The sequence below is a fragment of the Bradyrhizobium sp. AZCC 2289 genome, from assembly GCF_036924615.1.
Classification (GTDB): domain Bacteria; phylum Pseudomonadota; class Alphaproteobacteria; order Rhizobiales; family Xanthobacteraceae; genus Bradyrhizobium.
Window position 1 is genome coordinate 9,037,043 of record NZ_JAZHRY010000001.1, and the last position, 24,750, is coordinate 9,061,792.

General features: G+C 63.9%; 21 protein-coding genes and 1 pseudogene. 12 read left to right on the plus strand and 10 right to left on the minus strand.

Going from position 1 to position 24,750, the window contains the following annotated elements; genetic code table 11:
• Positions 1–196: 196 nt before the first annotated feature.
• The 7 genes and pseudogenes from V1289_RS42260 to V1289_RS42290 all read left to right on the plus strand — a co-directional run bounded on the left by V1289_RS42260 (position 197) and on the right by V1289_RS42290 (position 8,139).
• Entirely contained in the window at positions 197–1,342 is a 1,146-nt protein-coding gene (locus V1289_RS42260) for an isobutyryl-CoA dehydrogenase (protein ID WP_334405332.1), read from the plus strand.
• Positions 1,339–2,421, plus strand: a complete 1,083-nt coding sequence (locus V1289_RS42265; RefSeq protein ID WP_334405334.1) for an enoyl-CoA hydratase/isomerase family protein — start codon at positions 1,339–1,341, stop codon at positions 2,419–2,421. The genes V1289_RS42260 and V1289_RS42265 overlap by 4 nt, the downstream gene beginning before the upstream one ends.
• Positions 2,385–3,341: pseudogene (gene mmsB, locus V1289_RS42270) on the plus strand (3-hydroxyisobutyrate dehydrogenase); the annotation flags it as partial. The gene V1289_RS42265 and the pseudogene mmsB, both read left to right, overlap by 37 nt.
• Before the next feature lie 148 nt (positions 3,342–3,489).
• Positions 3,490–5,223, plus strand: a complete 1,734-nt coding sequence (locus tag V1289_RS42275; RefSeq protein ID WP_334405336.1) for an AMP-binding protein — start codon at positions 3,490–3,492, stop codon at positions 5,221–5,223.
• A gap of 3 nt (positions 5,224–5,226) precedes the next feature.
• Positions 5,227–5,706, plus strand: coding sequence for a MaoC family dehydratase (locus V1289_RS42280; RefSeq protein ID WP_334405338.1), 480 nt, complete (start codon positions 5,227–5,229; stop codon positions 5,704–5,706).
• A 129-nt stretch (positions 5,707–5,835) separates the two neighbouring features.
• Positions 5,836–6,753, plus strand: coding sequence for an SDR family NAD(P)-dependent oxidoreductase (locus V1289_RS42285; RefSeq protein WP_334405339.1), 918 nt, complete (start codon positions 5,836–5,838; stop codon positions 6,751–6,753).
• 144 nt (positions 6,754–6,897) lie between these two features.
• On the plus strand, positions 6,898–8,139 hold the full coding sequence (locus V1289_RS42290; protein ID WP_334405341.1) for an NAD(P)/FAD-dependent oxidoreductase: 1,242 nt from the start codon (positions 6,898–6,900) through the stop codon (positions 8,137–8,139).
• 142 nt (positions 8,140–8,281) lie between these two features.
• On the opposite strand, the gene V1289_RS42295 is transcribed toward V1289_RS42290, so the two are convergent.
• Genes V1289_RS42295 through V1289_RS42305 form a run of 3 tightly spaced genes read right to left on the minus strand, consistent with a single transcriptional unit; the run spans position 8,282 to position 11,680 of the window.
• The gene (locus tag V1289_RS42295; protein WP_334405343.1) at positions 8,282–9,364 is read right to left on the minus strand and encodes a D-TA family PLP-dependent enzyme; all 1,083 of its coding nucleotides are present in this window, start codon (positions 9,362–9,364) and stop codon (positions 8,282–8,284) included.
• Positions 9,365–9,367: 3 nt separating this feature from the next.
• Positions 9,368–11,173 carry an ABC-F family ATP-binding cassette domain-containing protein gene (locus V1289_RS42300; protein ID WP_334405345.1) on the minus strand — a complete coding sequence of 602 codons (1,806 nt, stop codon included), beginning with the start codon at positions 11,171–11,173 and terminating at the stop codon, positions 9,368–9,370.
• Between the two features lie 9 nt (positions 11,174–11,182).
• Positions 11,183–11,680 carry a YaiI/YqxD family protein gene (locus V1289_RS42305; RefSeq protein WP_334405347.1) on the minus strand — a complete coding sequence of 166 codons (498 nt, stop codon included), beginning with the start codon at positions 11,678–11,680 and terminating at the stop codon, positions 11,183–11,185.
• Between the two features lie 140 nt (positions 11,681–11,820).
• On the opposite strand from V1289_RS42305, the gene V1289_RS42310 reads away from it, so the two are divergent.
• A complete protein-coding gene (locus tag V1289_RS42310; RefSeq protein ID WP_334405349.1) occupies positions 11,821–12,618 on the plus strand; it encodes a hypothetical protein in 798 nt (265 codons plus the stop codon).
• A 102-nt stretch (positions 12,619–12,720) separates the two neighbouring features.
• On the opposite strand, the gene V1289_RS42315 is transcribed toward V1289_RS42310, so the two are convergent.
• The gene (locus tag V1289_RS42315) at positions 12,721–15,096 is read right to left on the minus strand and encodes a xanthine dehydrogenase family protein molybdopterin-binding subunit (RefSeq protein ID WP_334405350.1); all 2,376 of its coding nucleotides are present in this window, start codon (positions 15,094–15,096) and stop codon (positions 12,721–12,723) included.
• A gap of 201 nt (positions 15,097–15,297) precedes the next feature.
• Here V1289_RS42315 and V1289_RS42320 point away from each other — a divergent pair, with 201 nt between their 5' ends.
• The 3 genes from V1289_RS42320 (at position 15,298) to V1289_RS42330 (ending at position 18,248) form a co-directional block, all read left to right on the plus strand.
• Positions 15,298–16,341 (plus strand): Ppx/GppA phosphatase family protein, encoded by a 1,044-nt coding sequence (locus V1289_RS42320; protein ID WP_334405352.1) that lies wholly within the window; start codon positions 15,298–15,300, stop codon positions 16,339–16,341.
• Positions 16,342–16,503: 162 nt separating this feature from the next.
• Entirely contained in the window at positions 16,504–17,193 is a 690-nt protein-coding gene (locus V1289_RS42325; protein WP_334405354.1) for an RlmE family RNA methyltransferase, read from the plus strand.
• A gap of 209 nt (positions 17,194–17,402) precedes the next feature.
• A complete protein-coding gene (locus V1289_RS42330; protein WP_334405356.1) occupies positions 17,403–18,248 on the plus strand; it encodes a Crp/Fnr family transcriptional regulator in 846 nt (281 codons plus the stop codon).
• A 49-nt stretch (positions 18,249–18,297) separates the two neighbouring features.
• Here the strand turns inward: V1289_RS42330 and V1289_RS42335 are convergent, their stop codons facing one another.
• The 6 genes from V1289_RS42335 to V1289_RS42360 form a co-directional block, all read right to left on the minus strand.
• Entirely contained in the window at positions 18,298–18,507 is a 210-nt protein-coding gene (locus tag V1289_RS42335) for a hypothetical protein (RefSeq protein WP_309184324.1), read from the minus strand.
• 115 nt (positions 18,508–18,622) lie between these two features.
• Entirely contained in the window at positions 18,623–19,090 is a 468-nt protein-coding gene (locus tag V1289_RS42340; RefSeq protein WP_334405360.1) for a phasin, read from the minus strand.
• 289 nt (positions 19,091–19,379) lie between these two features.
• Entirely contained in the window at positions 19,380–19,640 is a 261-nt protein-coding gene (locus tag V1289_RS42345) for a hypothetical protein (protein WP_334405362.1), read from the minus strand.
• Positions 19,598–20,575, minus strand: a complete 978-nt coding sequence (locus tag V1289_RS42350) for a Bug family tripartite tricarboxylate transporter substrate binding protein (protein WP_334405364.1) — start codon at positions 20,573–20,575, stop codon at positions 19,598–19,600. Before V1289_RS42350 ends, V1289_RS42345 begins: the two co-directional genes overlap by 43 nt.
• A gap of 68 nt (positions 20,576–20,643) precedes the next feature.
• Positions 20,644–22,710 carry an acetoacetate--CoA ligase gene (locus tag V1289_RS42355; RefSeq protein WP_334405366.1) on the minus strand — a complete coding sequence of 689 codons (2,067 nt, stop codon included), beginning with the start codon at positions 22,708–22,710 and terminating at the stop codon, positions 20,644–20,646.
• Positions 22,711–22,765: 55 nt separating this feature from the next.
• Positions 22,766–24,241 carry a DHA2 family efflux MFS transporter permease subunit gene (locus tag V1289_RS42360; protein WP_334405368.1) on the minus strand — a complete coding sequence of 492 codons (1,476 nt, stop codon included), beginning with the start codon at positions 24,239–24,241 and terminating at the stop codon, positions 22,766–22,768.
• Between the two features lie 153 nt (positions 24,242–24,394).
• On the opposite strand from V1289_RS42360, the gene V1289_RS42365 reads away from it, so the two are divergent.
• The gene (locus tag V1289_RS42365) at positions 24,395–24,643 is read left to right on the plus strand and encodes a hypothetical protein (RefSeq protein ID WP_334405370.1); all 249 of its coding nucleotides are present in this window, start codon (positions 24,395–24,397) and stop codon (positions 24,641–24,643) included.
• Positions 24,644–24,750: the final 107 nt, after the last annotated feature.

A 24,750-nucleotide genomic window follows, 5' to 3' on the forward strand; every position in this document is an offset into this window, starting at 1 on the left:
CGATTCCACTCACAGACCTCATCCTGAGGAGCGCGCTTTTGCGCGCGTCTCGAAGGATGGCGGCTTGCACGGTCGTTGCCTGTGGCCATCCTTCGAGACGCATCGCTACGCGATGCTCCTCAGGATGAGGTTGAGAAATGGTATCGATATGATGCGAAACCAGGGAAACGCTGTATCAGGTAGGCGCGGATAACAAATGCAATTCGCTCTCAACGAGGACCAGATTGCGGTTCGCGATATGGCGCGGGAATTCGCCGCGGAAAAAATCGCGCCGCATGCGGTCCGCTGGGACGAGGAGAAGCATTTTCCGGTCGACGTGATGCGAGAGGCCGCCAAGCTCGGCATGGGCGGCGTCTATATCAGGGATGACGTCGGCGGTTCGGCGCTGACGCGGTTCGACGCGGCGTTGATCTTCGAGGCGCTGGCGCAGGGTTGTCCGACGGTGTCGGCGTTCATCTCGATCCACAACATGGCGTCGTGGATGATCGACGCCTATGGCAATGACACCCAGCGCCAAAAGTGGTTGCCGAAGCTCTGCACCATGGAGCTGTTGGCCAGCTACTGCCTGACCGAGCCGGGCTCCGGCTCGGACGCCGCGGCGCTGCGCACCCGCGCGGTGCGCGACGGCGATCATTACGTGCTCAACGGCCAAAAACAGTTCATCTCCGGCGCCGGCAAGGGCGACGTCTATGTCGTGATGGTGCGGACCGGCGCCGACGGCCCCGGCGGCATCTCGACGCTGGTAATCGACGGCGACACGCCCGGCCTCTCGTTTGGCGCCAACGAACGCAAGATGGGCTGGAATGCGCAGCCGACCCGCGCGGTGATTTTTGAGAATGCCCGCGTCCCCGTTGAAAACAGACTCGGCGAGGAGGGCATTGGCTTCAAGATCGCGATGGCCGGCCTCGACGGCGGCCGCATCAATATCGCGGCGTGCTCGCTCGGCGGCGCGCAAAACGCGCTCGACAAATCGCTCGCCTACATGAAAGAGCGCAAGGCGTTCGGAAAACGCCTCGACGAATTCCAGGCGCTGCAGTTTCGCCTGGCCGACATGGCGACCGAGCTGGAGGCGGCGCGCACCTTTGTGTGGCGCGCGGCTGCCGCGCTCGACCGCAAGGACGCGGATGCGACCATGCTGTGCGCGATGGCCAAGCGTTTCGGTACAGATGTCGGCTTTGAAGTCGCCAATCAGGCGCTGCAATTGCACGGCGGCTATGGCTATCTCAGCGAATACGGCATCGAAAAGATCGTCCGCGATTTGCGCGTGCACCAGATCCTGGAAGGGACCAACGAAATCATGCGGCTGATCGTCTCGCGAAAACTGATCGAGGGAACGCGATGATCGCCGCTGCTGCCATCACCGAATCCGAAGGCGACCTGATCGCGCGGCGCGAAGGTTCTGCCGGTATCATCCGGCTGAATCGACCGAAGACGATCAATGCGGTGACGCTGGAGATGTTCCGTGACATCGACAAGGCGCTCGATCGTTTCGAGGCCGATCCCGAGGTGGCCGTGATCGTGCTCGAAGGCGCCGGCGAACGCGGCCTCTGCGCCGGCGGCGATATCCGCGCGCTCTGGGAAAGCTCGAAGGTCAAGGGCGATCTCGGCAAGATCCTTTGGCGCGAGGAATACATCCTCAACGACCGCATCGCCAGGTTTCCAAAGCCCTATGTGGCCTTCATGGACGGCATCGTAATGGGCGGCGGCGTTGGCCTGTCAGCCCATAGTGCCCATCGCGTCGTGACCGAGAAGACAAAACTGGCGATGCCGGAAGTCGGCCTCGGCTTCTTTCCCGATGTCGGCGGCACCTGGCTGCTGTCGCATTCGCCGGGCGAGATCGGCACTTATTTTGGGTTGACCGGGCAGACCATGAATGGCCCCGACGCGATCTATGCGCGGTTCGCCGATGCTGTGGTGCCGTCGGGCACGTTGGCGGCGTTGCGCGAGGCGCTCACCAAAGTGCGGCCGGGGACAACCTCCAGCGACGTCAAAACCCTCATCGACGTTTTTGCGACCGGTGCGGCCTCGGGTCCTGTCGCTGCCAACCAGGCGAAGATCGATGCCTGGTTCGGGCATGACCGGATGGAAGATATCGTCGCAGCACTCCAGCGCGACGGCTCCGAGCTGGCACAATCCACATTGAAGACGCTGAACGAGAAATCGCCGCGCGGCATGGTGGTAACGCTCAAACTGCTGCGGCTGGCGCGGGCGTCGTCGTCGCTGGAAGAGTGCCTGGTGCGGGAATATCGCGCGGCGCTGGAAGTTTTTGCCAGCGACGACTTTCGCGAAGGGGTGCGCGCCGCCGTGATCGACAAGGACCGCAGTCCAAAATGGTCGCCGCCGCGGATTGAGGATGTGACGCCGGAAATGGTCGCACCCTATTTCGCCGAGATCGGCGCCGACGAACTGAAATTCGGCTAAATCAAACCAGAAACGTCCCGGAGGAAATCGAGATGGCAAATATCGCATTCATTGGCCTCGGCAATATGGGCGGCCCGATGGCGGCCAATCTGGTCAAGGCCGGCCACAAGGTGACCGCGTTCGATCTGGTCGAAGCCTCCAAAAATCAGGCCAGCAGCGATGGCGCTGCGATCGCCGACAGCGCGGCGGCGGCCGTGAAGGGCGCCGACACCGTGATCACGATGCTGCCCGCAGGCAAGCACGTGATTTCGGTCTGGACCGATGTCGTTCCGTCCATGGCGAAGGGGGCGCTGATCATCGATTGCTCGACCATCGACGTTGAAAGCGCCAAAGCGGCGCATGCGCTCGCCGCCAAGCACGGCATGGCGTCGGTCGACGCCCCGGTGTCCGGCGGCACTGGCGGCGCCAAGGGCGCGACGCTGACCTTTATGTGCGGCGGCGAGGACAAGGCTTTCGCGGCGGCAAAACCCGTGCTGGAAAACATTGGCAAGAAACTCGTGCATTGCGGCGCCGCCGGCGCAGGTCAGGCGGCGAAAATCTGCAACAACATGATCCTTGCCATTTCCATGATCGGGGTCGGCGAAGCATTTTCGCTCGCGGAGAAGCTCGGCCTGTCGCACCAGGCGCTGTTCGACGTCGCCTCGACCTCGTCAGGGCAGTGCTGGGCGCTGACGTCTTACTGTCCGGTTCCCGGTCCGGTGCCGACGTCGCCCGCCAATAACGGCTACAAGCCCGGTTTCGCCTCGGCGCTGATGGTGAAGGACTTGACGCTGGCGCAGGATGCGGCCAAGGCGGTCGGGGCGGCAACGCCGCTCGGCAAGCACGCGCAGGAGATCTACAAGGCGTTCGATGCCGCCGGAAACGGCGGGGTCGACTTTTCCGGAATTATCCAGCACGTTCGGAGCCTCGCCGGAAAGTGATTTTCCGGCGTCATTCTGAGGTGCGAGCGCTTGCGAGCCTCGAAGGATGACAGGGTTGGGTGTATGTGGTCCATCCTTCGAGACGCCGCGTAGACGCGGCTCCTCAGGATGACGGCTGTAAACGCGGAGCGACCGTTCAGGGCTTAACATGACGACTTTCCAGGAAGCGCGTGCCTTTCTGCTCAAACACCGCGCCGACTACGATGCCGCGGTAAAGGGATTCCGCTGGCCCGATCCGGTGCCGTTCAACTGGGCGCTGGACTGGTTCGATGCCGAGCTGGCGCACAACGCGGACAGCCGGGATCGCCCGGCGCTGTGGATCGTCGATGCCGGCAACGACAAGGAAACAAAACTCTCGTTTTCGGCGTTGTCGCGCCGTTCCAATCAGGTGGCGAATTTCCTGCGCGCGCAGGGGTTGAAGCGCGGCGATCATCTGCTGCTGTTGCTGGGCAATGTCGTGCCGCTGTGGGAGACCATGCTGGCGGCGATTAAGCTCGGCGTCGTCGTGATCCCCGCCACCACGCTGCTGACGCCGGACGAACTACGCGACCGGCTCGATCGCGGCCGGGCGAAGGTGGTGGTGGCGAGCCAGGACCAGGTCGCGAAATTCGCCGGCCTCGGCGGCGACCATCTGGTTCGTATCGTGGTCGGCGCAACGTCGAAGCATGAAGGCTGGTTGCCGTTCGAAGCGGCGGCAAGCGCTTCCGCGACCTTTACGCCGGATGGCCCGACCCAGGCCGAAGATCCGATGCTGCTGTATTTCACCTCGGGCACCACGGCAAAACCAAAACTGGTGCGGCACAGCCAACGCAGTTATCCCGTCGGCGGGCTGTCGACGATGTTCTGGCTCGGGCTGCAGCCCGGCGACGTGCATCTCAACATTTCCTCGCCGGGCTGGGCCAAGCATGCCTGGAGCTGCTTCTTCGCGCCGTGGAATGCCGGTGCCACCGTGTTCGTGGTCAACCAGTTGCGCTTCGACGCCAAGGCGTTGCTTGCGACCATCGGCCGCTGCGGCGTCACCACGCTGTGCGCGCCGCCGACGGTGTGGCGGCTGTTCATTCAGGAGAAGCTCGCGACTTTCAAGGTCGCTCTGCGTGAAGTCTGCGGCGCCGGCGAGCCGCTCAACCCCGAAGTGATCGATCAGGTGCGCAGCGCCTGGGGCCTGACCATCCGCGACGGTTACGGCCAGACCGAAACCACCGCGCTGGCCGGCAATTCGCCGGGACAGAAGGTCAAGGTCGGATCGATGGGCCGGCCGTTGCCGGGCTATTGCGTCCAGATCACCGACCATGATGGCCATGTGACCAAAGAGGGCGAGGTCACGCTGGTGCTCGGCGCGGACAGGCCCGCCGGCCTGATGCAGGGTTACCAGGGCGAGGACGGCAAGTTATCCGGCGCCGACGGCGACCTCTATCGCAGCGGCGACGTCGTGTTCGCTGACGACGAGGGCTACCTGACTTTCGTCGGCCGCTCCGACGACGTCTTCAAATCCTCCGACTACCGCATCAGCCCGTTCGAGCTGGAAAGCGTGCTGCTCGAGCATGAATCGGTCGCGGAAGCCGCGGTTGTGCCGAGCCCCGATCCGATCCGGCTTGCTATCCCCAAGGCCTATGTGCTTTTGGTTGCCGGTGTCGAGCGGACGCCGGAAACGGCGCTGTCGATCTTCAGGCATTTGCACACCCGGCTGGCGCCGTTCAAGCGGATCCGAAAAATCGAACTCGTCACCGAGCTGCCGAAGACGATTTCCGGAAAAATCCGCCGCGTGCAGTTGCGCCGGCTCGAACATGACGATGTCAGAAGCGATGCGTTGCGCGGACAGGAGTTCCGCGAGGAACAATTCCCGGAGCTGCAGAAAGTGCGCACCGCCGGGTCGGAGACTTGAATAATGAATGAAGTCTGGAAGAAACCGCCGGTCTCGTTTGAGGCCTATCAGAACATGGTCGGCAAGGAGATCGGCGTCTCGTCGTGGCATCTGGTCGATCAGAACCGGATCAACGTCTATGCCGACGTGATCGAGGACCATCAGTTCATCCACGTCGATCCCGAGCGGGCGAGCAAGGAAACCGCGTTCGGCACCACGATCGCCCACGGCTTTCTGACGATGTCGCTGATGTCCATCATGTCCTATGAGGTGATGCCGGTGATCGAGGGCACGGCGATGGGCGTCAACTACGGTTTCGACAAGCTGCGCTTCATCTCCCCGGTCAGGGCCGGCTCGCGCGTCCGCGGCCGCTTTAGGCTGACGGAAGCTACGTTGCGCAAGCCTAGGGAATTGCAGTCGCGCACCCATGTCACCGTCGAGATCGAGGGCGAGGACAAGCCCGCTTTGGTCGCCGACTGGATCGGGCTGATTTATTTTGCTTAACACACACACCCGTCATGGCCGGGCTTGTCCCGGCCATCGACGTCTTGTTTGATGCCGCAATCAAAAAGACGTGGATGCCCGGCACAAGGCCGGGCATGACGAAAGAACCCAAATCCAGGAATTTGACAGATGACAATCAGGTTTGACGGACGCGTCGCCATCGTCACCGGCGCGGGCAATGGTCTTGGACGGGCGCATGCGCTGGGGCTCGCCAGCCGCGGCGCCAAGGTCGTGGTCAACGATTTCGGCGGTGCGCGTGACGGCACCGGCGGCTCGCTGACGCCGGCCGAAACCGTGGTCGAGGAAATCCGCAAAGCCGGCGGCACGGCGATGGCCGACGGCGCCGACGTCTCGAAGTTCGGACAAGTCACGGCGATGGTCGAGCGGGCTACGAAGGAGTGGGGCAGCGTCGATCTCCTATGTGCCAATGCCGGCATTCTCCGCGACAAGTCGTTTGCGAAAATGGACATCGCCGACTTTGCCAAGGTGCTCGATGTCCATCTCGTCGGCACGTTTTACTGTTGCAAGGCGGTGTGGGATGGCATGCGCGAGCGCAACTATGGGCGCATCGTGCTGACCACCTCGTCGTCGGGGCTGTTCGGCAATTTCGGCCAGGCCAATTACGGAGCCGCCAAAGCCGGCATGATCGGCCTGATGAACGTGCTGGCCGAGGAAGGCCGCAAGAACAACATCCGCGTCAACACCATCTCGCCGACCGCCGCGACCCGCATGACCGAGGAACTGCTGCCGCCGCAGGCGCTGGCGCTGATGCGCCCCGAGGCGATCACGCCGGCGGTGGAATTTCTGCTCAGCGAGGACGCGCCGACCCGCACCATCATGGGCGCGGGCGCCGGCTCGTTCGCGGTGATCAAGGTGGTCGAGACCGAGGGCATCAATCTGGCCCAGTCCGACTGGACCCCCGACGCGATCGCGGCGAATTTTGCCGCCATCGGCGACATGTCGACCGCCAAGGCGCTGCAGGGCGCGTTCGAGCAGACCCAGAAATATGTCGGGCAGGCGGCGGCGCGGGCGGGGATCAAGCTGTAGGCGCAGGCGGATCAGTGGTGACCTCATGGTGAGGAGCGCGTCTTCGCGCGTCTCGAACCATGAGGGTGGACGGTCCATCCTTCGAGACGCGGCCAAGTGGCCGCTCCTCAGGATGAGGTCTCGTATGCTGCGAGGGAGTTCTTCTTGACCGGGAGCGTGACAAGTTCACAGGTCACCGTCATCGGCGCTGGCCCCGCGGGGCTGATGGCCGCCGAAGTCTTGGCGCAAGGCGGCGCGCGCGTCACCGTCTATGATTCGATGCCGTCGGCCGGTCGCAAATTCCTGATGGCCGGGCGCGGCGGGCTCAATCTCACGCATAGCGAGCCCCTGCCGCAATTTCTCGCGCGGTACCCCGAAGCGACGCCCCATCTCAAGGCCGCGGTCGAGGCGTTTCCGCCGCAAGCTTTGCGCGACTGGAGCGAGGCGCTGGGGCAGCCGACTTTCGTCGGCTCCAGCGGCCGGGTGTTTCCAAAGGCGTTCAAGGCTTCGCCCTTGCTGCGGGCGTGGCTGCGGCGGCTGGATTCGGCAGGCGTGCAGTTCGCGCTGCGTCACCGCTGGACCGGCTGGGACGAGAGCGGCCGGCTGCTGTTTCAAACGCCGGATGGACCGCGCGTCATCGATGCCACCGCGACCGTACTGGCGCTCGGCGGCGCCAGCTGGCCGCGGCTCGGATCGGACGGATCCTGGGTCGAGATACTGACCGCGAAGGGTGTGCGTGTATCGCCGCTACGGCCGGCCAATTCCGGCGTCACCGTCGCCTGGTCCGACATTTTTCGCGATCGTTTTGAAGGCCAGCCACTTAAGGGGGGCGCGCTGACGTTCGGAATGCACACCGTGCGCGGCGAGGCGATTGTCACCCGCACCGGCATTGAAGGCGGCGCGGTCTATGCGTTGTCGGCCGAGTTGCGCGAGGCGATCTTGAAGGCGGGGCGGGCCACGCTGCATATCGCGCTACGTCCCGATCTCGAGCCAAGCGACCTGATCGCACGGCTCTCCGCGCCGAAAGGCAAGCAATCGCTCTCCAATTTCCTGCGCAAGGCCGCGCATCTGTCACCTGTCGCCATAGGCCTGTTGCAGGAAACGGCGATATCGTCCGGCCTGTCGCTCGCCTCGCTGTCACCGGCCGATCTCGCGCGCCTGATCAACGCCGTACCGATCGAACTCAACGGCGTCGCACCCATTGCGCGTGCGATCTCCACCGCTGGCGGTATATCCTTCGACGAACTCGACACCGATTTCATGATCCGCCGCTTGCCCGGCATCTTTGCGGCCGGCGAAATGCTCGACTGGGAAGCCCCGACCGGCGGCTATCTGCTGCAAGCATCCTTTGCCACGGGGGCTGCGGCGGGCAGGGGCGCGCTGAAGTGGCTTCCGCGAAAAATCTAACCCCGTCATTGCGAGCGAAGCGAAGCAATCCATCGCGCGGTAAAGGAAGCAATTATGGATTTCTTCGTCGCGGAGCCTGTCGTCGGGCGCGCATTCGCGCGACCCGTTGGCTCCTCGCAATGACGGCAGAAAGCTACCGCACCTACCGCAACTTCCCTCTTGCCGCCACCGGCAGCGTGCCAACGATCTCGTCGCCGCGCACCATCACCACTTCGTCCATCATGTTGACGACGACGCAGACATGGTTGGGCACGATGCGGACGACGTCGCCGATATTCGGGCGGGTATTGCTGCGCGCGAGATCGAGAAAACCATGCTCCTCGGCAAAGCGCGCGATCTTCGCTTCGGGATGCTCGAGGATCAGGCCGTGGCCCTCGAGCCCGCCGCCGGTATCCGAGGTCAGCGTCTTGGAGCCGGCGTCCAGGATGCCGCGATCGGGACCGGCGCGGCTGACGACGGTGGAATAGATGTTCAGCGCGCAATCGTCCCACGACGCGACGCCGGCGGCGACCTGCATGCGGTCGTTGTAGATGTAGGTGCCGGGCCGGTGCTCGGTGGCGCCCTTGAGCTTGCCGACGTTTTTCAGGTTCGGCGTGCCGCCGGTCGAAACCATCGCGGCATCGAGCCCATGCGCGCGGACGCCAGCCAGCGCCTCATCGAAGAATTTCTGCGCGTCCGCCCAGCCGGTTTCGGTCGGGTACAGCATGAAGCCCGCGAAAGTCAGTCCTTTTGAGGCCGCGATTTCGCGCGCGAGCGCGATGGCTTCCGCCGGCGTCTCGACGCCGGCGCGTTTGCGGCCGGTGTCGCATTCGACCACGACCGATAGCGGACGGCCCGATGCGGCGGCGGCTTTCGGCAGATATCCGACCACGACCGAATTGTCGGCGGCCACCGTCATGTTGGCCTTGGCCTGCAGCGCGCCGAGCCGGGCCATCTTCTCGTCGCCCAGCAGATTGTAGCTGATCAGGATGTCGTTGATCCCGGCGTCGGCCATCACCTCGGCCTCGCCGAGTTTCTGGCAGGTGATGCCCTTGGCGCCGGCCGCAATCTGCATGGTCGCGAGCAGCGGACTCTTGTGGGTCTTGATATGCGGGCGATTGGCGACACCAGCGGCATCGCAGGCGGCCTGGATGCGCGCGATATTGGCCTCGACGCGGTCCATGTCGATGACGGCGCAGGGGGTGCCGTATTCCCGGGCGATTTTGGCGGCGAGGGGTGTGGTCATGGGTTAAGCCTGCTCTATTTCTTCGCGGAGCACTTCGAGCTCCAGCCATTTGTCTTCGGCCTCGGCCAGTTCCTTCTGCGCCTTCGTCAGCGCATCGGAAGCCTGGTCGAATTTCTTGCGATTCTTCTTGTAGAGGTCGGGATCGTCGAGAAGGCGGTGCTGTTTTGCAATTTCGGCCTGCAATTTCGCGATCGCCTTCGGCAGCGTTTCCAGCGCGTGCTTTTCGTTAAAATTCAGCCGTCGTTTCGATGCAGTCGAGGGCGCTCCGGTCTTCAATTCTCGTTTTTCCTCGGCGACTTTCACCGCCTCGCGTTTCAAGTCCGCGCCGCGCTGCGCCAGCATGTCGGTGTAGCCCCCGGCATATTCGACCCAGCGGCCGTCGCCTTCGGGGGCGATCACCGAGGTCACGACGCGATCGAGGAAATCGCGGTCGTGGCTGATCAGGATCACGGTGCCGTCGTAGTCGCCGAGCATTTCCTCGAGCACGTCGAGGGTTTCGAGATCGAGATCGTTGGTCGGCTCGTCCAGTACCAGCAGGTTGGAAGCCTTTGCCAGCGACCGCGCCAGCATCAGCCGGCCGCGCTCGCCGCCGGACAGCACCTCCAGCGGCGTGCGCATCTGTTCCTGCGCGAACAGAAAGTCCTTCATGTAGCTGACCACGTGCTTCGGCTTGCCGCCGATCATGACGTGATCGCTGCCGCCACCGGTCAGGGCATCCGCCAGCGTCGATTTGGGATCGAGGCTTTCGCGGTGCTGGTCCAGCGTCGCCATCTCGATATTGGCGCCAAGCCGAATCATGCCGCTGTCGGGCGGGCTGCCGCCGGTCAGCATGTCGATCAGCGTGGTCTTGCCGGCGCCGTTGGGACCGACGATGCCGATGCGGTCGCCGCGCTGGACGCGGATCGAGAAGCCGTCGACGATCTTGCGATCGCCATAGGACCTGCTGATGTTCTTGGCCTCGATCACCAGTTTGCCGGACTTGTCGGCCTCGGCCGCCGCAAGATTGGCGTTGCCGGTCGCGCTGCGATAATCCCGGCGCTGGTCGCGCAGCGCATAGAGATTGCCGAGCCGCTTGACGTTGCGCTTGCGGCGGCCGGAGACGCCGTAGCGCAGCCAGTGCTCCTCGTTGACGATCTTGCGGTCGAGCTTGTGCTGGTCGCGTTCTTCCTCGGCCAGCACCTCGTCGCGCCAGGATTCGAAGGCGCTGAAGCCGCGGTCGATCTGCTTGATCTGGCCGCGATCGAGCCAGGCGGTGGAGCGCGACAGGTTCGAGAGGAAGCGGCGGTCATGGCTGATGATGACAAGCGCACAGCGGCGGCTTTCCAGTTCGCCTTCCAGCCACTCGATGGTCGTGAGATCGAGATGGTTGGTCGGCTCGTCCAGCAGCAGGATGTCGGGCGAGGGCGCCAGCACCCGCGCCAGCGCCGTGCGGCGGGCCTCGCCGCCGGAGATGTGCGCGGGATCTTCGTTGCCGGTGAGCCCAAGCTGTTCCACCAGATATCGCGCCTGATAATGATCGTCGCCCGGATTGAGCCCGGCCTCGACATAGGCCAGCGTGGTGGCGAAACCGGAAAAATCCGGCTCCTGCGGCAGATAACGGACGGTGGCGCCGGGCTGCACGAAGCGGCTGCCGCTGTCGGGTTCGACCAGACCGGCCGCGATCTTGAGCAGCGTCGACTTGCCGGAGCCGTTGCGGCCGATCAGGCAGACGCGCTCGCCGGACGAGACCGACAATTCGACGCCGGACAACAGCGGCGTGCCGCCAAAGGTCAGCTTGATATCTTTCAACTGGATCAGGGGCGGCGCCATGGTCTTAACTCAATTCTGGTTCGGCGCGGGCTGTTGCGCCCGCTGGCGCTGGATGCGGCGGATGGTCTGGTCGAGCGCCGACAGGAAGGTCGAGCGGTCGCGCGGTGCGAACGCCTTCGGGCCGCCCGTCACCTCACCGGATGAACGCAAGTCCGTCATCAGGTTGCGCACCGCCAGTGTCATGCCGATCGATTCCTCCGAGAACGGTTTGCCATTCGGCGCGATCACTTCGGCGCCGGCTTTGACGCAGCGGCTCGCGAGCGGGATATCCGAGGTAATGACGATATCGCCCTTGCCGGCGCGCTCGGCGATCCAGTCATCGGCGGCGTCCATGCCGGAACCGGCCGCGATGCGCTCGATCGACGGATCCTGCGGCACGCGAATGAAATTCCCCGCCACCACGCTGACCGGCAGGCCATGCCGTTCAGCGACGCGGTAGATCTCTTCCTTCACCGGGCAGGCGTCGGCGTCGATATAGATGCGGGTGATCGGTGGGCTTGATGTCATCAGTTCCGGAGGCTCGTTCAGAGGCCCGCGTGTACTCCATCGGACGGAAAATTGCGAGGAAAACGCAGGGCCTTGCCACGGTTCATTGTTCGCGTACCATTGTGGTCAGAAAAGCCACCGAAATAAGGGGAAACAGGCATATGGGCAGCCGGCAAACCTACCGCGTCTTGGCCTACAACACCTCAAAACAGTCCGAAAACAAGATCCACGACGATACCGTCGCACGGCGCTTCGGTTTCAGCGGCGGGCTGGTCCCCGGCGTCGACGTCATGGCCTATATGATGCACCTGCCGGTCGAAAAATGGGGCCGCGCCTTCCTCGAGCGCGGCCTGATCGAGGCCCGCTTCGTCAAGCCGGTCTATGACGGCGAGATCGCCGAGCTCGCCGGTGAGGAGAGTAACGGCGTGCTGTCGATCGAGGTGCACAGCTGTGGCGAGCTCTGCGCCACCGGCAGTGCGTCGCTGCCGGCATCGCAGCCTTCGTTTTCGCTGACGGATTTCGAGGCCGTCGCGGCCGTCGCGGAGCGCAAACCGGTCGACGCCAACTCCTACGAGGTGGGCAAGTGGCTGGGGGCGGTGCCGCGCACCTGGGCGGGTGACGCTGCAACGGAATATCGCACCGACATTCGCGAGACCGAAACCATCTATGCGCGGGAAGGGCTCGGCCATCCCGGTCTGTTGCCGCGGGTGATGAACATGGTGCTGGTCGATAACGCCGTTCTCGGGCCCTGGATTCACGTGGGAACGCGGATGCGACTGCTCTCCGCAGCCGGGATCGGCGACGAACTCACGGCGCGTGCGCGGGTTACCGGCAATTACGACAAGAAGGGCCACCGCTTCGTCGAACTCGATGCGCTGGTGGTCGGCAACGGCAACACCCCGCTGGCGCATTGCCAGCACATTGCGATCTACCAGCCAAGAGAGCAGGCGGCGGCGTAGGGGTAGAAACGCGACGACTGCTTGTTGTTCGTCATGCCAGGGACAAGCCTGGCCATGACGTGGAGAGGGTTCGCGCTACTCGAAGCCGGTGACGGGCAAACGTCAGGCCGCCTTCGCCTTCTTCGCATCCTCGATCGCGCGCCAGACCCGTTCCGGCGTCAGCGGCATGTTGATGTGCGTGATGCCGTATTCGGACAGCGCGTCGATCACCGCGTTGACGATGCATACGAGGCTACCGGCGCAGCCGGCTTCGCCGCAGCCCTTGGTGCCCAAGGGATTGGATTTCGCCGGCGAGGGGTGGTCGTCGACTTCCATCAGCGGAATGTCTTCCGCGCGCGGCATCGCGTAATCCATGAACGAGCCGGTGATGGGCTGGCCGCTGTCGTCGTAGCTGACTTCTTCCATCAGCGCCTGGCCGATGCCCTGGGCGACGCCGCCATGCAACTGGCCGGCGACGATCAACGGATTGACGATGGTGCCGAAGTCGTTGACGCCGGTGTAGCGCACGATCCGCGTCACGCCGGTATCGGGATCGATCTCGACTTCCGCTACATGGCAGCCATTGGGGAACGTCGACGGCGTGTCCTTGGTCGCGTGATCGACGTCGAGCGACGGCGGCACGCCCTCGGGTACCTTGCCGTCGCGCAGCCGCTGCGCCAGTTCCATGATGCCGATCGACCGGTCGGTGCCGGCAATGGTGAACCGGCCGCCCGAGAATTCGATATCGCCTTCGGAGGCCTCCAAAAGATGCGAGGCCGCCTGCTTGCCCTTGGCGACCACCAGCGCCGAAGCCTCGACGATCGCCTGACCCGTCGCCGTGATCGAGCGCGAGCCGCCGGTGCCGTTGCCGAAACGAACGAGATCGCTGTCGTTCTGCTCGATCGTGATCTTTTCGAAGGGAACGCCGAGTTGCGCGGATAGCACCTGCGCGAACGGCGTGGCGTGACCCTGGCCGTAATCCAGCGTGCCGGTGGTCAGCTTGACCGAACCATCCGGCTCGAAATTGATCTTGCCGAGTTCGCCACTCGGCGGTGCGGTGACTTCGAGATAGGAACCGACCGCAATGCCGCGCAGCTTGCCGTTCTTGCGGCTTTCCTTTTTGCGTTTGGCAAAGTTGGCGTGATCGGAAATCTCCAGCGCTTTGTTGAACACGCCGGCGAAATCGCCGCTGTCATAGGTGACGCCCGACGACGCCGGGAACGGAAACTGCGTCGGCTTGATGAAGTTGCGCTTGCGCAAGGTCAGGCGGTTGATGCCCATCTCGTCGGCGGCGCGATCGATCAGCCGCTCCATGTAGTAATTGGCCTCGGGCCGTCCGGCGCCGCGATAGGCGCCCATCAGCGTGGTGTTGGTCAACACCGTCTTGATGTCGACGCCGAGCAGCGGCGTGCGGTAGACGCTGGCGAGATTTTTTGCGGTGTTGAGCGACAGCGGTCCCGGCGCCACGCCGGTGATGTAGGCGCCGAGATTGCCGTAACCCTTGAGACGGACGGCGAGGAATTTTCCTTCCGCATCCAGCGCCAGTTCGGCGTGGATGATCTGGGCACGGCCCTGACTGTCGGAGAGAAAACTGGTAGAGCGCTCGTCGGTCCACTTCACCGGACGGCCCAGCACCTTCGCCGCGTGCAGGATGCAGGTATATTCGGGGTAGTTGACGTTCTTCATGCCGAAGGAGCCGCCGACATTGGCGGTGAGGATGCGGACCTTGTCGTTCGGCACGTTCAAAATCTTCGCCAGCGTCACCTTGTTGCCGGAGACGCCTTGGGTCGGGACCTGCAGCGTGTAGCGTTCGCCGGCCTTGTCATAGGCCGCCAGTGCCACGCGCGGTTCCATCGACACCACGGCGACGCGAGTGTTGACGATATCGAGTTTTGTGACATGCGCGGCGGCGGCAAAGGCGGCGTCGATCTTGGCGGTGTCGCCATAGTGGTAATCGAGCGCGACGTTGCCGGGGATGTGATCGTAAAGCAGCGGCGCGCCGGGTTTGGCGGCCTCCGCCGCGTTGGTCACGGCGGGAAGCGGCTCGATGTCGAGTTCGACCGCTTCGGCGGCGTCGCGCGCCTGCGCCAGCGTTTCCGCCACGACAAAAGCAACGGGATCGCCGACGAAGCGCACCTTGTCGGTCGATAGCGCGAAGCGATTGGTCTGCAACAGCGGCGAGCCGTCGCGGCTCTTCAGCGGCAGACCGCAGGTGAAGGGGTTGTAATTGGCGGCCGCAAGGTCCTTGCCGGTGTAGACGCCGAGCACGCCAGGCATCGCCTTGGCCGCCGTGGTGTCGATACCCTTGATGAGGCCGTGGGCATGGCTGGAGCGCACCATCCAGCAATAGGCCTGTCCGGGAGCCACGAAATCGTCGGTATATTTGCCCTTGCCGCGCACCAGCGTGTCGTCCTCCTTGCGGCGGACCGGCTGTCCCACACCGTATTTTTGCAGTGCGATAGCGTTTTCGAGGGAGGCGGGAGACGTATGATCTTGCATGGAAAATTACCTGAAATGCCCTGATTTGCGCGGGGTTCCGTGGGCTTCCGACCAGATAACGCACCGATACCCCCACGACAACGCCTGATTGGGCATAGTCCTATGTGATGGGTTGTTGCTTAGGCCCTTGGCGCTGCTAAAGTTTCCGTGAACACTAATTCTTCGGCGGGCCGCCTTGAGGCCAGCGGAAAGACAGTTTTGATGAAGGATGACACGCGGCTTCGCGACGGCCTTTCGGCCCGCGAAAGCCCGTCAGGGCTGACTGCGGCGGGGGTTGAGAACGGCGTTTACGCCGCGCTCGACCTTGGCACCAATAACTGCCGGCTGCTGATCGCCAGTCCCTCCGGGGACGGGTTCCGCGTGGTCGATTCGTTTTCGCGGATCATCCGCTTGGGCGAGGGCATTTCCGCGACCGGTTCCATCAGCGAAGCCGCGATCGAACGCGCGATCGCGGCTTTGAGTATCTGCAGCGACAAGATCCGCTACCGCAGGGCGCGCCGGCTGCGGCTGATCGCCACCGAAGCCTGCCGTGCGGCCGACAATGCCGACCATTTTCGGGAGCGGGTGGAGAGCGAAACCGGCATCAAGCTGGAAGTGATCGATCGCGAGACCGAAGCAACGCTGGCCGTGATCGGCTGCTCGCCGCTGCTCGACCAAAAGGGCCGCGGCGCGATTTTGTTCGATATCGGCGGCGGATCGACCGAACTGGTCCGGATCGAGCGCGATCCGGACGCGCACGACGCGGCGCCGCGCATCAAGGCGTGGATGTCGATCCCGCACGGCGTCGTCACGCTGGCCGAGCATTTCGGCGGCAAGGACGTGACGCCGGAATCCTATGCGCGCATGGTCGAGGAGGTCGCGCAATACGTGGTGCCGTTCGCGGCCGAACACGGCGCCGATTTGCGCGACATGCACATGCTGGGCACGTCCGGCACGGTCACGACGCTGGCCGGCGTCCATCTGAACCTGATGCGCTACGACCGCCGCCGCATCGACGGCATCTGGATGAACGATGCCGACGTGACCGCGGTCATCGCGCGGCTGCTCGCCATGAGCTACCGGGAACGCGCCAACAACAATTGCATCAGCGTCGAGCGCGCCGATCTGGTGCTGGCCGGCTGCGCCATTCTCGACGCCGTCCGCGACGCGTTCCCGATGCCGCGCCTGCGCGTCGCCGACCGCGGCCTGCGCGAGGGCATGCTGGTCGAGATGATGCGCGAGGACGGCGCGCTCAGGGCGTGCTAGAGCGTCTTCAAGTTCGGTGGCTTCATCCTTCGAGACGCGGCTTACGCCGCTCCTCAGGATGAGGTCTCCCACACCCTCATGGTGAGGAGCGCGGCGAAGCCGTGCGTCTCGAACCATGAGGCCCCGTTCGTGACAACATCATCCAGTCAAGCAAGAACCGATATGGCGAAAGATACCACCGGCCGGTTGCACGTCACGGTCAAGAGCGGTGGCAAGCGCAAGCTGTCGTCAAAACTCTGGCTGGAGCGGCAACTCAACGATCCCTATGTGGCGCAGGCCAAGCGTGACGGCCTGCGCTCGCGCGCGGCCTACAAGCTGATCGAGATCGACGACAAATACCACTTTCTCAAGCAGGGCATCGCTGTGGTCGACCTCGGCGCCGCGCCCGGCGGCTGGAGCCAGATCGCGGCCAAGCGCGTCGGCGCGGCCAATGGCAAGGGCAAGGTGGTCGCGATCGATCTCTTGGAAATGCCGGAGATCCCAGGCGTCAGCTTTGCGCAGCTCGATTTCCTGGCCGAGGACGCGCCCGGGAAATTGCTGGCGATGATGGGCGGCCGCGCCGACGTCGTGATGTCCGACATGGCCGGCAACACCACCGGGCATCGCAAGACCGATCAGCTTCGCATTATTGGCCTCGTCGAAGGCGCGGCCGCCTTTGCCGCCGATGTGCTCAATCCCGGCGGCACGTTCCTGGCCAAGGTGTTTCAAAGCGGCGCCGATGCGACGCTGATGACCGAGCTCAAGCGCGATTTTGCCACCGTCAAGCATGTCAAACCGGCATCGAGCCGGCAGGACTCTTCGGAACGCTACGTGCTGGCGATGGGATTTCGCGGGCAGGCCAATCGAGCCTGAGCGCCAGTTTCGCCGGCGTCATGGGCGGCGTCTGGCAGTCGGGGTCGTCCGGCGGGTGAAAACGGTCGGCTGGCGAGCCGCAATCTTTCCATTGGAACTTTATGCCGCGCGGCGCATTTCAAATCTCAGGCGCGGTCCGTCATATCCGCATGACCTGGCGCCAGGCAGGGATAGTGGAGCCGCGCGTCCGTCGAGGGAAGGAGATTCCCGTGATGGAGCAGAGGTCCAGGGTTGGTAATCGACTGTTAGCTGCGTTGCCGCCGGCAGATTTCGATTTGCTTGCGCCTCATTTGCGGAAAGTATCGCTTGAACGCGACGCCGTGCTGGTGCGATCGGGAGATCCGATCGAACAGATTTATTTCCCCCGCAGCGGGACGATCGCGTTCATCATGGACATGCCGAACGGACAAACGGTCGCAACCGCGGTCGTCGGGAATGAGGGAGCCGTCGGCATGCTGTCAGCGCTGGATTCCTCTCTCTCTCCGATGACGGCGGTCGTACGCATAGCCGGGACCGCATTGCATATTTCTCCGACGCGATTTCAGGCGGCGCTCAGCCGCAGCAGCGCCCTCAAAAACGCGGTTCAGACCCACGCCTGGGCGCTGTTGGCACAATTCCAGCACGTCGCCGCCTGCAATGCGCTGCACTCGGTCGAGGCCCGCATGGCCCGGTGGTTGCTCCACATCCACGATCAAACCGACGGCAACTTCCTGCCGTTGACCCAGGAGGCGCTTTCCGAATTGCTTGGCGTGCGACGAACAACGGTGACGCATGCCGTGCACAAGCTCCGGACCTTGCGTGCTATCCGATCCAATCGGCGGGGCTTGATCGAGATCGACCGGCCGCGGCTCGAGGCCGTGGCATGCGAGTGCTACGAGGTCATGCGGCGCAGAATCGAGCGTATTGTTTCACCGGAAGAAATGAAGCCTCCCGTTCACGGCGCGCCGGTGCCCAAAACTCCCCTTATCCGCGATCCCCTGTTGGCCAAGGCGGGTGAAGCGCCGCGGGGCACGCGGCCGCACGGGGCGACCAGCGAACGGCCAAGGGGCCACTGATTAAATGCCGCACGGGCTCAACGCCCCCGGTGGATCGCCGGACGCTCATTTAACCTGTCAGCAGCATGCGCCTTTGCGCGACCTTGACCGGCTCGTAAACCCAGGCCTCCCTGGCGAACCATTCGTGATTGGCCTGGCAGATCGAACAATAGGTGCGCGCAAAGAACACCGTGCTGCATCGAAACTTCTCGCGGTCCGCTTTCATGCCCGTCGGAATTGCGCGTCCCGTTTGCGGACATTTGATCATGACGATACCCACCTTGGACTCCTCCCGGCTTGTTTCCATCCCATGTCCGGTCGCAATCGACTGGATTGCACCTCTTCTCGCGGGAGGTGCTTGGTCCAGCCGATCCCGGCAGCCTGCAAAAGTACGATTACGAGGCCTTCTGCAAGACCCTGGTAAGGCTCTTCTTGACCGGCTCGGCGGTCTCGGTCGCGACTTTTCGGGCGAGTTCCCAAAGCTCCTTACTCTGCGCGGACGTGGTTTCGTAGTTCTTGCGGCTGTGCGTGGCTGATAGCTGGACGATTTCCGACAGCGACTTGGTGCCCATGAGGAGGGTCAGGAAATCGAAAGCGGAGCTGGTGTTGACGGACGAGATCTCGATGACCTTGGCCCCGTAGTCCGCAGCTCCCTTGGTGTTGGTCGAATAGGCTTCCCGGAGAATGTCGGCGATCTCTCCCGAGGCAGCCTTCATCTTCTCGTAGTGTTCCTTCGCCCGCGCCGCGTTCTGCTGGGCGATCCCACCGAATATCCCGGGCATCGGGAAAAGCGGCAGCTGAAAGCCGGGTTTCGGGTTCGACGGGTCGGCTTTCACTTCGGCATTCGTATTGGCGTCATTCACGGGTTTTCATCCTTTCAAACGAAACTGAATCAAAGCACGGCAGTCCGATTTGCATTCCGAACCGTTCCGAGGCACTTGGTGGCCTGGGACGGAGCCGGGAACGATCCCCTATTTCGACAATGGGCCGGTGCGTTCCCTCGCGCGCCCGGCCTGCCAAAAGGTATGGCCTACCAGCGTTGGCGCTTCCGTTCGCTTTCTGACTCTCAGGTGGATTTTTTATCGCCGGATGTTTGGCGGCGGGCCGTCGCATCCGGTGCCTGGGCCCGGAGCGTAGGCGCAGCCCCAGCGATTACGGTCTGACGGGCGCGGCTGCTTGGATCAGGCGGCCGTCGGCCACGATGCCGAGCGTGATGCCGCCGATGATCAGCGCCATGGCCGCAAACAGCGACGGCTTTCTCGGTTTCACCGCGTGGAAAGAAAAGGAGATCGACCGCGCCGCGCGTATCCCCGGCCGGATCGTGCGGTGATCGCGGCGCCGGGCCGCCCGGTGGGTGTAGGCCTTCCGTTTTACTCCGGCTTGATGCCGGCGGCGCGGACCACCCTGGCCCATTTTTCGGTTTCCTCCGCGATCAGTTTGCCGAACTCGGCGGGCGAGCCCGGCAGCGGCTCGCCGCCAAGCGCGGCCAGCCGGGCCTTCATCGCGGGCTCGGCGATCGCGGTATTGATTTCCTTGTTGAGCCTGTCGACGATGTCCTGCGGCGTCTTTTTCGGCGCGCACATGCCGTACCATTGGCTGGTTTCGTAGCCCGGCACGAAATCCCCGACCGGCGGCAATTCCGGCAACACTTCCGCGCGCGCGGCCGACGTCACCGCGAGTGCCCGCAGCTTGCCGGTCCTGATGTAATCCGTGGTGCCGGGCGCGGTCGCGAACAGCACCTGCACCTCGCCGCCTAGCAGATCGGTCAGCGCCGGCCCCTGGCCGCGATAGGGGACGTGCACCAAATTGACGCCTGCCATCATCTTGAACAACTCGCCGGCCATGTGCGGTGCGCTGCCATTGCCGGCCGAGGCCATGTTCACCTTGCCCGGATTGGCTTTTGCATAGCTGATGAACTCGGGAACATTGGTGGCCGGCACCGATGGATTTAGCAGGATGACCATCGGCACGCGGATGATGCCGGCGACCGGCACGATGTCGCGGATGAAATTGAAGTTGAGTTTTTCGTACAGCGAGGCGTTGACCGCGTTCGGGACGGTGGCCAGCAGCAGCGTATAGCCGTCGGGCGCCGCGGTCACGACGGCCTCGGTGCCGATATTGCCGCCGGCGCCAGCCCTGTTCTCCGTGACAAAGGATTGGCCGAGATGCTCGGTCAACCACTGGCCGATCAGGCGTGCGGTGATGTCGACCCCGCCGCCGGCGGCAAAACCGGCGACGATGCGCACCGGCCGCGCCGGATAATCATCCGCCGAGGCGAACTGCGCAAAGGCCGGCGCAGCGGCAACGGCGCCTGCGAGTTCAAGGAATTTACGGCGGTGAAGTTTCATGATGCGTTCCCTCGTGGGCGCCGAAGCTATCCCAGTTCGGGTGAGCGAGGTAAGGGGCACGACTGGATTCAGCCTGTGTCCGATCGCGCTCGCGTCTCCTTGAAGCGATCGTTGGCAAACGCCAGATACCAATCCAGGCATCCTGGATTGGCCATCGCGTCCTTGTTGATGACCTTCTCAAGCGGCTGGCCGAGCAGCAATTTCTTGATCGGCAATTCCTGCTTCTTTCCCGACAGCGTTCGTGGAATCTCGGGAACGGCGATGATTTCGTTGGGAAGGAACCGGCGCGACAGGCTCGCCTCGATCGCAGCATTGATCCGCGCCTGCATCGCGCGGTCCAGCGTCACGCCGTCGCGCAACATCACGAACAGCGGCATGTAGCTTTCGCGGCCGAGATATTCGAGGTCGACGACCATCGAATCCAGTACTTCCGGCAGGGCTTCGATCGCGGAATAGAGTTCGCTCGTTCCCATCCGCAGGCCGTGCCGGTTGATGGTCGCGTCGCTGCGGCCGTAGATCGTGCAGGTGCCGTCGGCGCCGATCTTGAGCCAGTCGCCATGACGCCAGACCGCGCCCCGGCCGGTGCCGTCGAAATTGTCGGGATAGGTCTCGAAATAGCTGCCGCGGTAGCGGACGTCGCCGTCGTCGTTCCAGAAGCGCAGCGGCATCGAGGGCAACGGTTCGGTGCAGACGAGTTCGCCGACCTCGTCGATGACGGCGCGGCCCTGTTCGTCGAAGGCTTCGACGGCGCACCCGAGCAGCCGGCACTGCATGGTGCCGGCGGCCTGCGGCAATTCGGGATTGGCGCCGATGAAGGCGCCGGCGAAGTCGGTGCCGCCCGACATGTTCGCCCAGCGCATTTCGGCCTGCGCCGGGTTGCCGTTGACCGACGACAGCGCGGCGAAGCGCTCACTGAACCAATCCTGGGTATCCCTGGCGAGCGGCGAGCCGGTCGATCCGAGCGCGCGCAATCGTGAGAGATCGCCGACGGCGGCGAGGTCGATTTCGGCTTTGGCGCAACTGGCGAAGAAGGCCGCGCCGGCGCCGAAGAACGTCGTCTTGGTGTCGGATACGAAACGCCACAGCGTGGTCCAGTCCGGCTTTTCCTTCGATCCGCCGGGGCTGCCGTCGAAGATGCAGCACGTCGTGCCGGCGAGCAGGGCATTGACCTGGCAGTTCCACATGATCCAGCCGGTCGAGCTGTACCAGTGGAAGCGTTCACCGAGCGAATTCGGCTGGTAGCTGCAACCGATATCGTTGTGCAGCACGTTGAGCGGCAGCACCACGACCATGACGCCGCCGTGGCCGTGAACGATCGGTTTCGGAAGCCCGGTGGTGCCGCTGGAGTAAACGATCCAGAGCGGATGATCGAACGGCAGCCACACCGGTTCGAAGGCGTCGATCTCGCGGCCTTTGCCTGCGAGGATATTTGACAGCAGAGGCCCGGAAGCCGGCGCGCCGTCGGCGGCGTCGCCATGCAAAATGAAATGCTTAACGGTCGGAAGCGACCGGCGCAATTCCTCGACGACCGGACGCCGGTCATGCCGGCGTCCGGCATAAATGACGCTGTCGGTGGCAATCAGCACCTTCGGCTCGATCTGCTTGAAGCGATCGATCACCGCGGGCGCGCCCATGTCGGGCGCACAGACGCTCCAGATCGCGCCGATGCTCGCGGTGGCGAGGAAGGCGATGATGGTCTCGGGGATGTTCGGAAGGTAGGCGGCGACCCGATCGCCGGCGCCGACGCCTTGGGCCTTCAGATGAAGGGCGAGCGCTGCGACCGTGCGGCGCAATTCGGGCCAGCTTGTCTCCGTCAGCACGCCGTCTTCGCCGCTACTGACGATCGCAGGCTGGCCTGCGGCATCCGCCGCCGCGACATGCCGCATGACCTGGCGTGCGTAATTGACCTGCGCCCCCGGAAACCAGACCGCGCCCGGCATCTTGCGCTGCGCCAGCACCGCGCGGTGCGGCGTCGGCGATTGCAGGTCAAAATAGTCCCAGATGCTTTGCCAGAAGGCGTCGAGGTCGGTAACCGACCATCGCCGCATCGCCTCGTAATCCTGGAAGATGAGGCCGCGTTGATCGGCGAGCCAACGGCGGTAAAGCGAGATTTGGGGAATGAAAGGGGGTGTCATCGTCTCTTTCGGCATTTTGCGCGAACGTCCTCCGGGTACGACGCTGGGGATCATTCTACCCCAATCGCTGGTCCCGTGCGTCCTGGCTATCTTCGGTGGCAGCCTTCACCGCGGCGCTTGCCGCGCCCTTGCGGCTGGAAATCTCGACCGCCTGGCGCCCCGAAATCTCGTGGCCGGCATCGTCGGGCATCTGCCAGAAGAAATACGACGACACCGCCGAAATGATCGCGACAACGATGAAGGCCGGCCCGAATACGCCGGCCGTCAGTTCGGTGGCGTGATGCAGGGCGAGGTTGGTTTCCACCGAGAACGCGCCGACCGCGACGCCGGCGGAAACCGCCAATTGCTGGTTGACGCTGACCAGCGTGGTGGCGCGGCTCATCTGCGCCGGTTCGACCTCGGCATAGGCGACGGTGTTGATCGCAGTGAATTGCAGCGAGCGGAAGAAGCCGCCGACCACGAGGATAAGGAAGATCAGCAGCAGCGGCGTCGTTACCGTGAACAGCGCGCAGGCCCCCAGCAAGACCGAACTGACGACGGCATTGATCGTCATCATGTTGCGAAAGCCGAAGGTGCGGATGATGCGCGCCGCCAGCGTCTTCATGCCCATGGCGCCGACCGCGGAGGAGAAGGTCACGAGGCCGGACTGGAACGGGGAAAGGCCGAAGCCGACCTGCATCAACAGCGGCAGCAAAAACGGCAACGCGCCGATGCCGAGCCGGAACAGGAAGCCGCCGATGATCGCGGCGCGCAGCGTCGGCAGCCGCAGCATCGCAAAGTCCAGCACCGGCGATCTCGTCTTCCGCGCATGCACGACGTAAAGCGTCATCGAGATCGAGCCGATGGCAACGAGGCCGGCGACGATCGTCCATGGCAAGAGGTTGAGGCCGGCGACCGAGAGGCCGAAGGCAATGCCGGCCAGCCCGATGCCTGCCAGCAGCAGCCCCTTGAGGTCGAAGCGCTCGGGATCCTCGCTGCGGATCGGGTCGATGTATTTCATTGCCATGTAGACGCCGAGCAGCCCGATCGGGATGTTGATCAGGAAGATCCAGTGCCAGGAGAAATAGGTGGTGATGAAGCCGCCGAGCGGCGGACCGATCACCGGGCCGATCAGCGCCGGCACCGTCACCCACGCCATCGCATTGACCAGCGCGCTCTTGTCGATCGAGCGCAGCAGCACCAGCCGCCCGACCGGTGTCATCATGGCGCCGCCGAGACCCTGCAGGATGCGCGCGATCACGAAGTGCGTGACCGAGGTCGACAGCGCGCAGCCTATCGATCCCAGCATGAAGACGCCGATGGCGATGGAAAACACCATCCGCGCGCCGAACCGGTCGGCGGTCCAGCCGCTCGCTGGAATGAACACCGCCAGCGACAGCAGATAGGACGTGATCGCAAGCTTCAGCGTCAGCGGGCTGGTGCCGATATCGGCCGCGATCGCCGGCAGCGAGGTCGCGATCACCGTCGAGTCCATGTTCTCCATGAACAGGGCGGTGGCTACGATGAGCGGGATCAGGCGTTGTTTGTTCATCGAAATCGGAAGGCCGAAATGAGGCAGGCGAGGGGCTGTATCATCCCCCCGTCACCCACGCTATTGCGGAACCGGCCAAACCACCTAAATCCTGCGTGACGCTGGTATGCACCGAGCCAGGTGCCCGAATCTTCCGATAATGAGAGGCTTGCGATGATCTACGTGCTGGCCGCTTTGCTGCCGCCGCTCGGCCTGCTCCTGAACGGGCAGCCGTTTTCGGCGATCTTCAACCTGGTCCTGATGGTGTTTTGCGCGCTTTTCGGGCTGGTTTTCCACGTCCTGCTGCTGGTGCCCTCGGCGCACGCGGTGATCGCGATCCACATGAAGCGGGAAGACCGCCGGCACCGGGAGGTGGTGGAGGCGATCCGCCGGCACGGCCAGCCGCGGGGTTATCCTCGCTAGCCTCCAACGCGGCCGGCTTCGCAAAAAGCCTGTGCATGGCTGGCAAACGCTTTGATTCGGCGTCCCGCCATGCTATCGACCGCCGTCAACCCCACCGATGGGCTTCG

What these genes read in the sequence shown, in the direction of transcription:
- V1289_RS42350 (WP_334405364.1), bottom strand. Translation starts at nt 20,575, where the DNA reads ATGAAACTTCACCGCCGTAAATTCCTTGAACTCGCAGGCGCCGTTGCC.
- V1289_RS42275 (WP_334405336.1), top strand. Translation starts at nt 3,490, where the DNA reads ATGACGACTTTCCAGGAAGCGCGTGCCTTTCTGCTCAAACACCGCGCC.
- V1289_RS42320 (WP_334405352.1), top strand. Translation starts at nt 15,298, where the DNA reads ATGAAGGATGACACGCGGCTTCGCGACGGCCTTTCGGCCCGCGAAAGC.
- V1289_RS42295 (WP_334405343.1), bottom strand. Translation starts at nt 9,364, where the DNA reads ATGACCACACCCCTCGCCGCCAAAATCGCCCGGGAATACGGCACCCCC.
- V1289_RS42260 (WP_334405332.1), top strand. Translation starts at nt 197, where the DNA reads ATGCAATTCGCTCTCAACGAGGACCAGATTGCGGTTCGCGATATGGCG.
- V1289_RS42300 (WP_334405345.1), bottom strand. Translation starts at nt 11,173, where the DNA reads ATGGCGCCGCCCCTGATCCAGTTGAAAGATATCAAGCTGACCTTTGGC.
- V1289_RS42315 (WP_334405350.1), bottom strand. Translation starts at nt 15,096, where the DNA reads ATGCAAGATCATACGTCTCCCGCCTCCCTCGAAAACGCTATCGCACTG.
- V1289_RS42285 (WP_334405339.1), top strand. Translation starts at nt 5,836, where the DNA reads ATGACAATCAGGTTTGACGGACGCGTCGCCATCGTCACCGGCGCGGGC.
- V1289_RS42365 (WP_334405370.1), top strand. Translation starts at nt 24,395, where the DNA reads ATGATCTACGTGCTGGCCGCTTTGCTGCCGCCGCTCGGCCTGCTCCTG.
- V1289_RS42360 (WP_334405368.1), bottom strand. Translation starts at nt 24,241, where the DNA reads ATGAACAAACAACGCCTGATCCCGCTCATCGTAGCCACCGCCCTGTTC.
- V1289_RS42345 (WP_334405362.1), bottom strand. Translation starts at nt 19,640, where the DNA reads ATGGGCCAGGGTGGTCCGCGCCGCCGGCATCAAGCCGGAGTAAAACGG.
- V1289_RS42305 (WP_334405347.1), bottom strand. Translation starts at nt 11,680, where the DNA reads ATGACATCAAGCCCACCGATCACCCGCATCTATATCGACGCCGACGCC.
- V1289_RS42265 (WP_334405334.1), top strand. Translation starts at nt 1,339, where the DNA reads ATGATCGCCGCTGCTGCCATCACCGAATCCGAAGGCGACCTGATCGCG.
- V1289_RS42310 (WP_334405349.1), top strand. Translation starts at nt 11,821, where the DNA reads ATGGGCAGCCGGCAAACCTACCGCGTCTTGGCCTACAACACCTCAAAA.
- V1289_RS42355 (WP_334405366.1), bottom strand. Translation starts at nt 22,710, where the DNA reads ATGACACCCCCTTTCATTCCCCAAATCTCGCTTTACCGCCGTTGGCTC.
- V1289_RS42325 (WP_334405354.1), top strand. Translation starts at nt 16,504, where the DNA reads ATGGCGAAAGATACCACCGGCCGGTTGCACGTCACGGTCAAGAGCGGT.
- V1289_RS42280 (WP_334405338.1), top strand. Translation starts at nt 5,227, where the DNA reads ATGAATGAAGTCTGGAAGAAACCGCCGGTCTCGTTTGAGGCCTATCAG.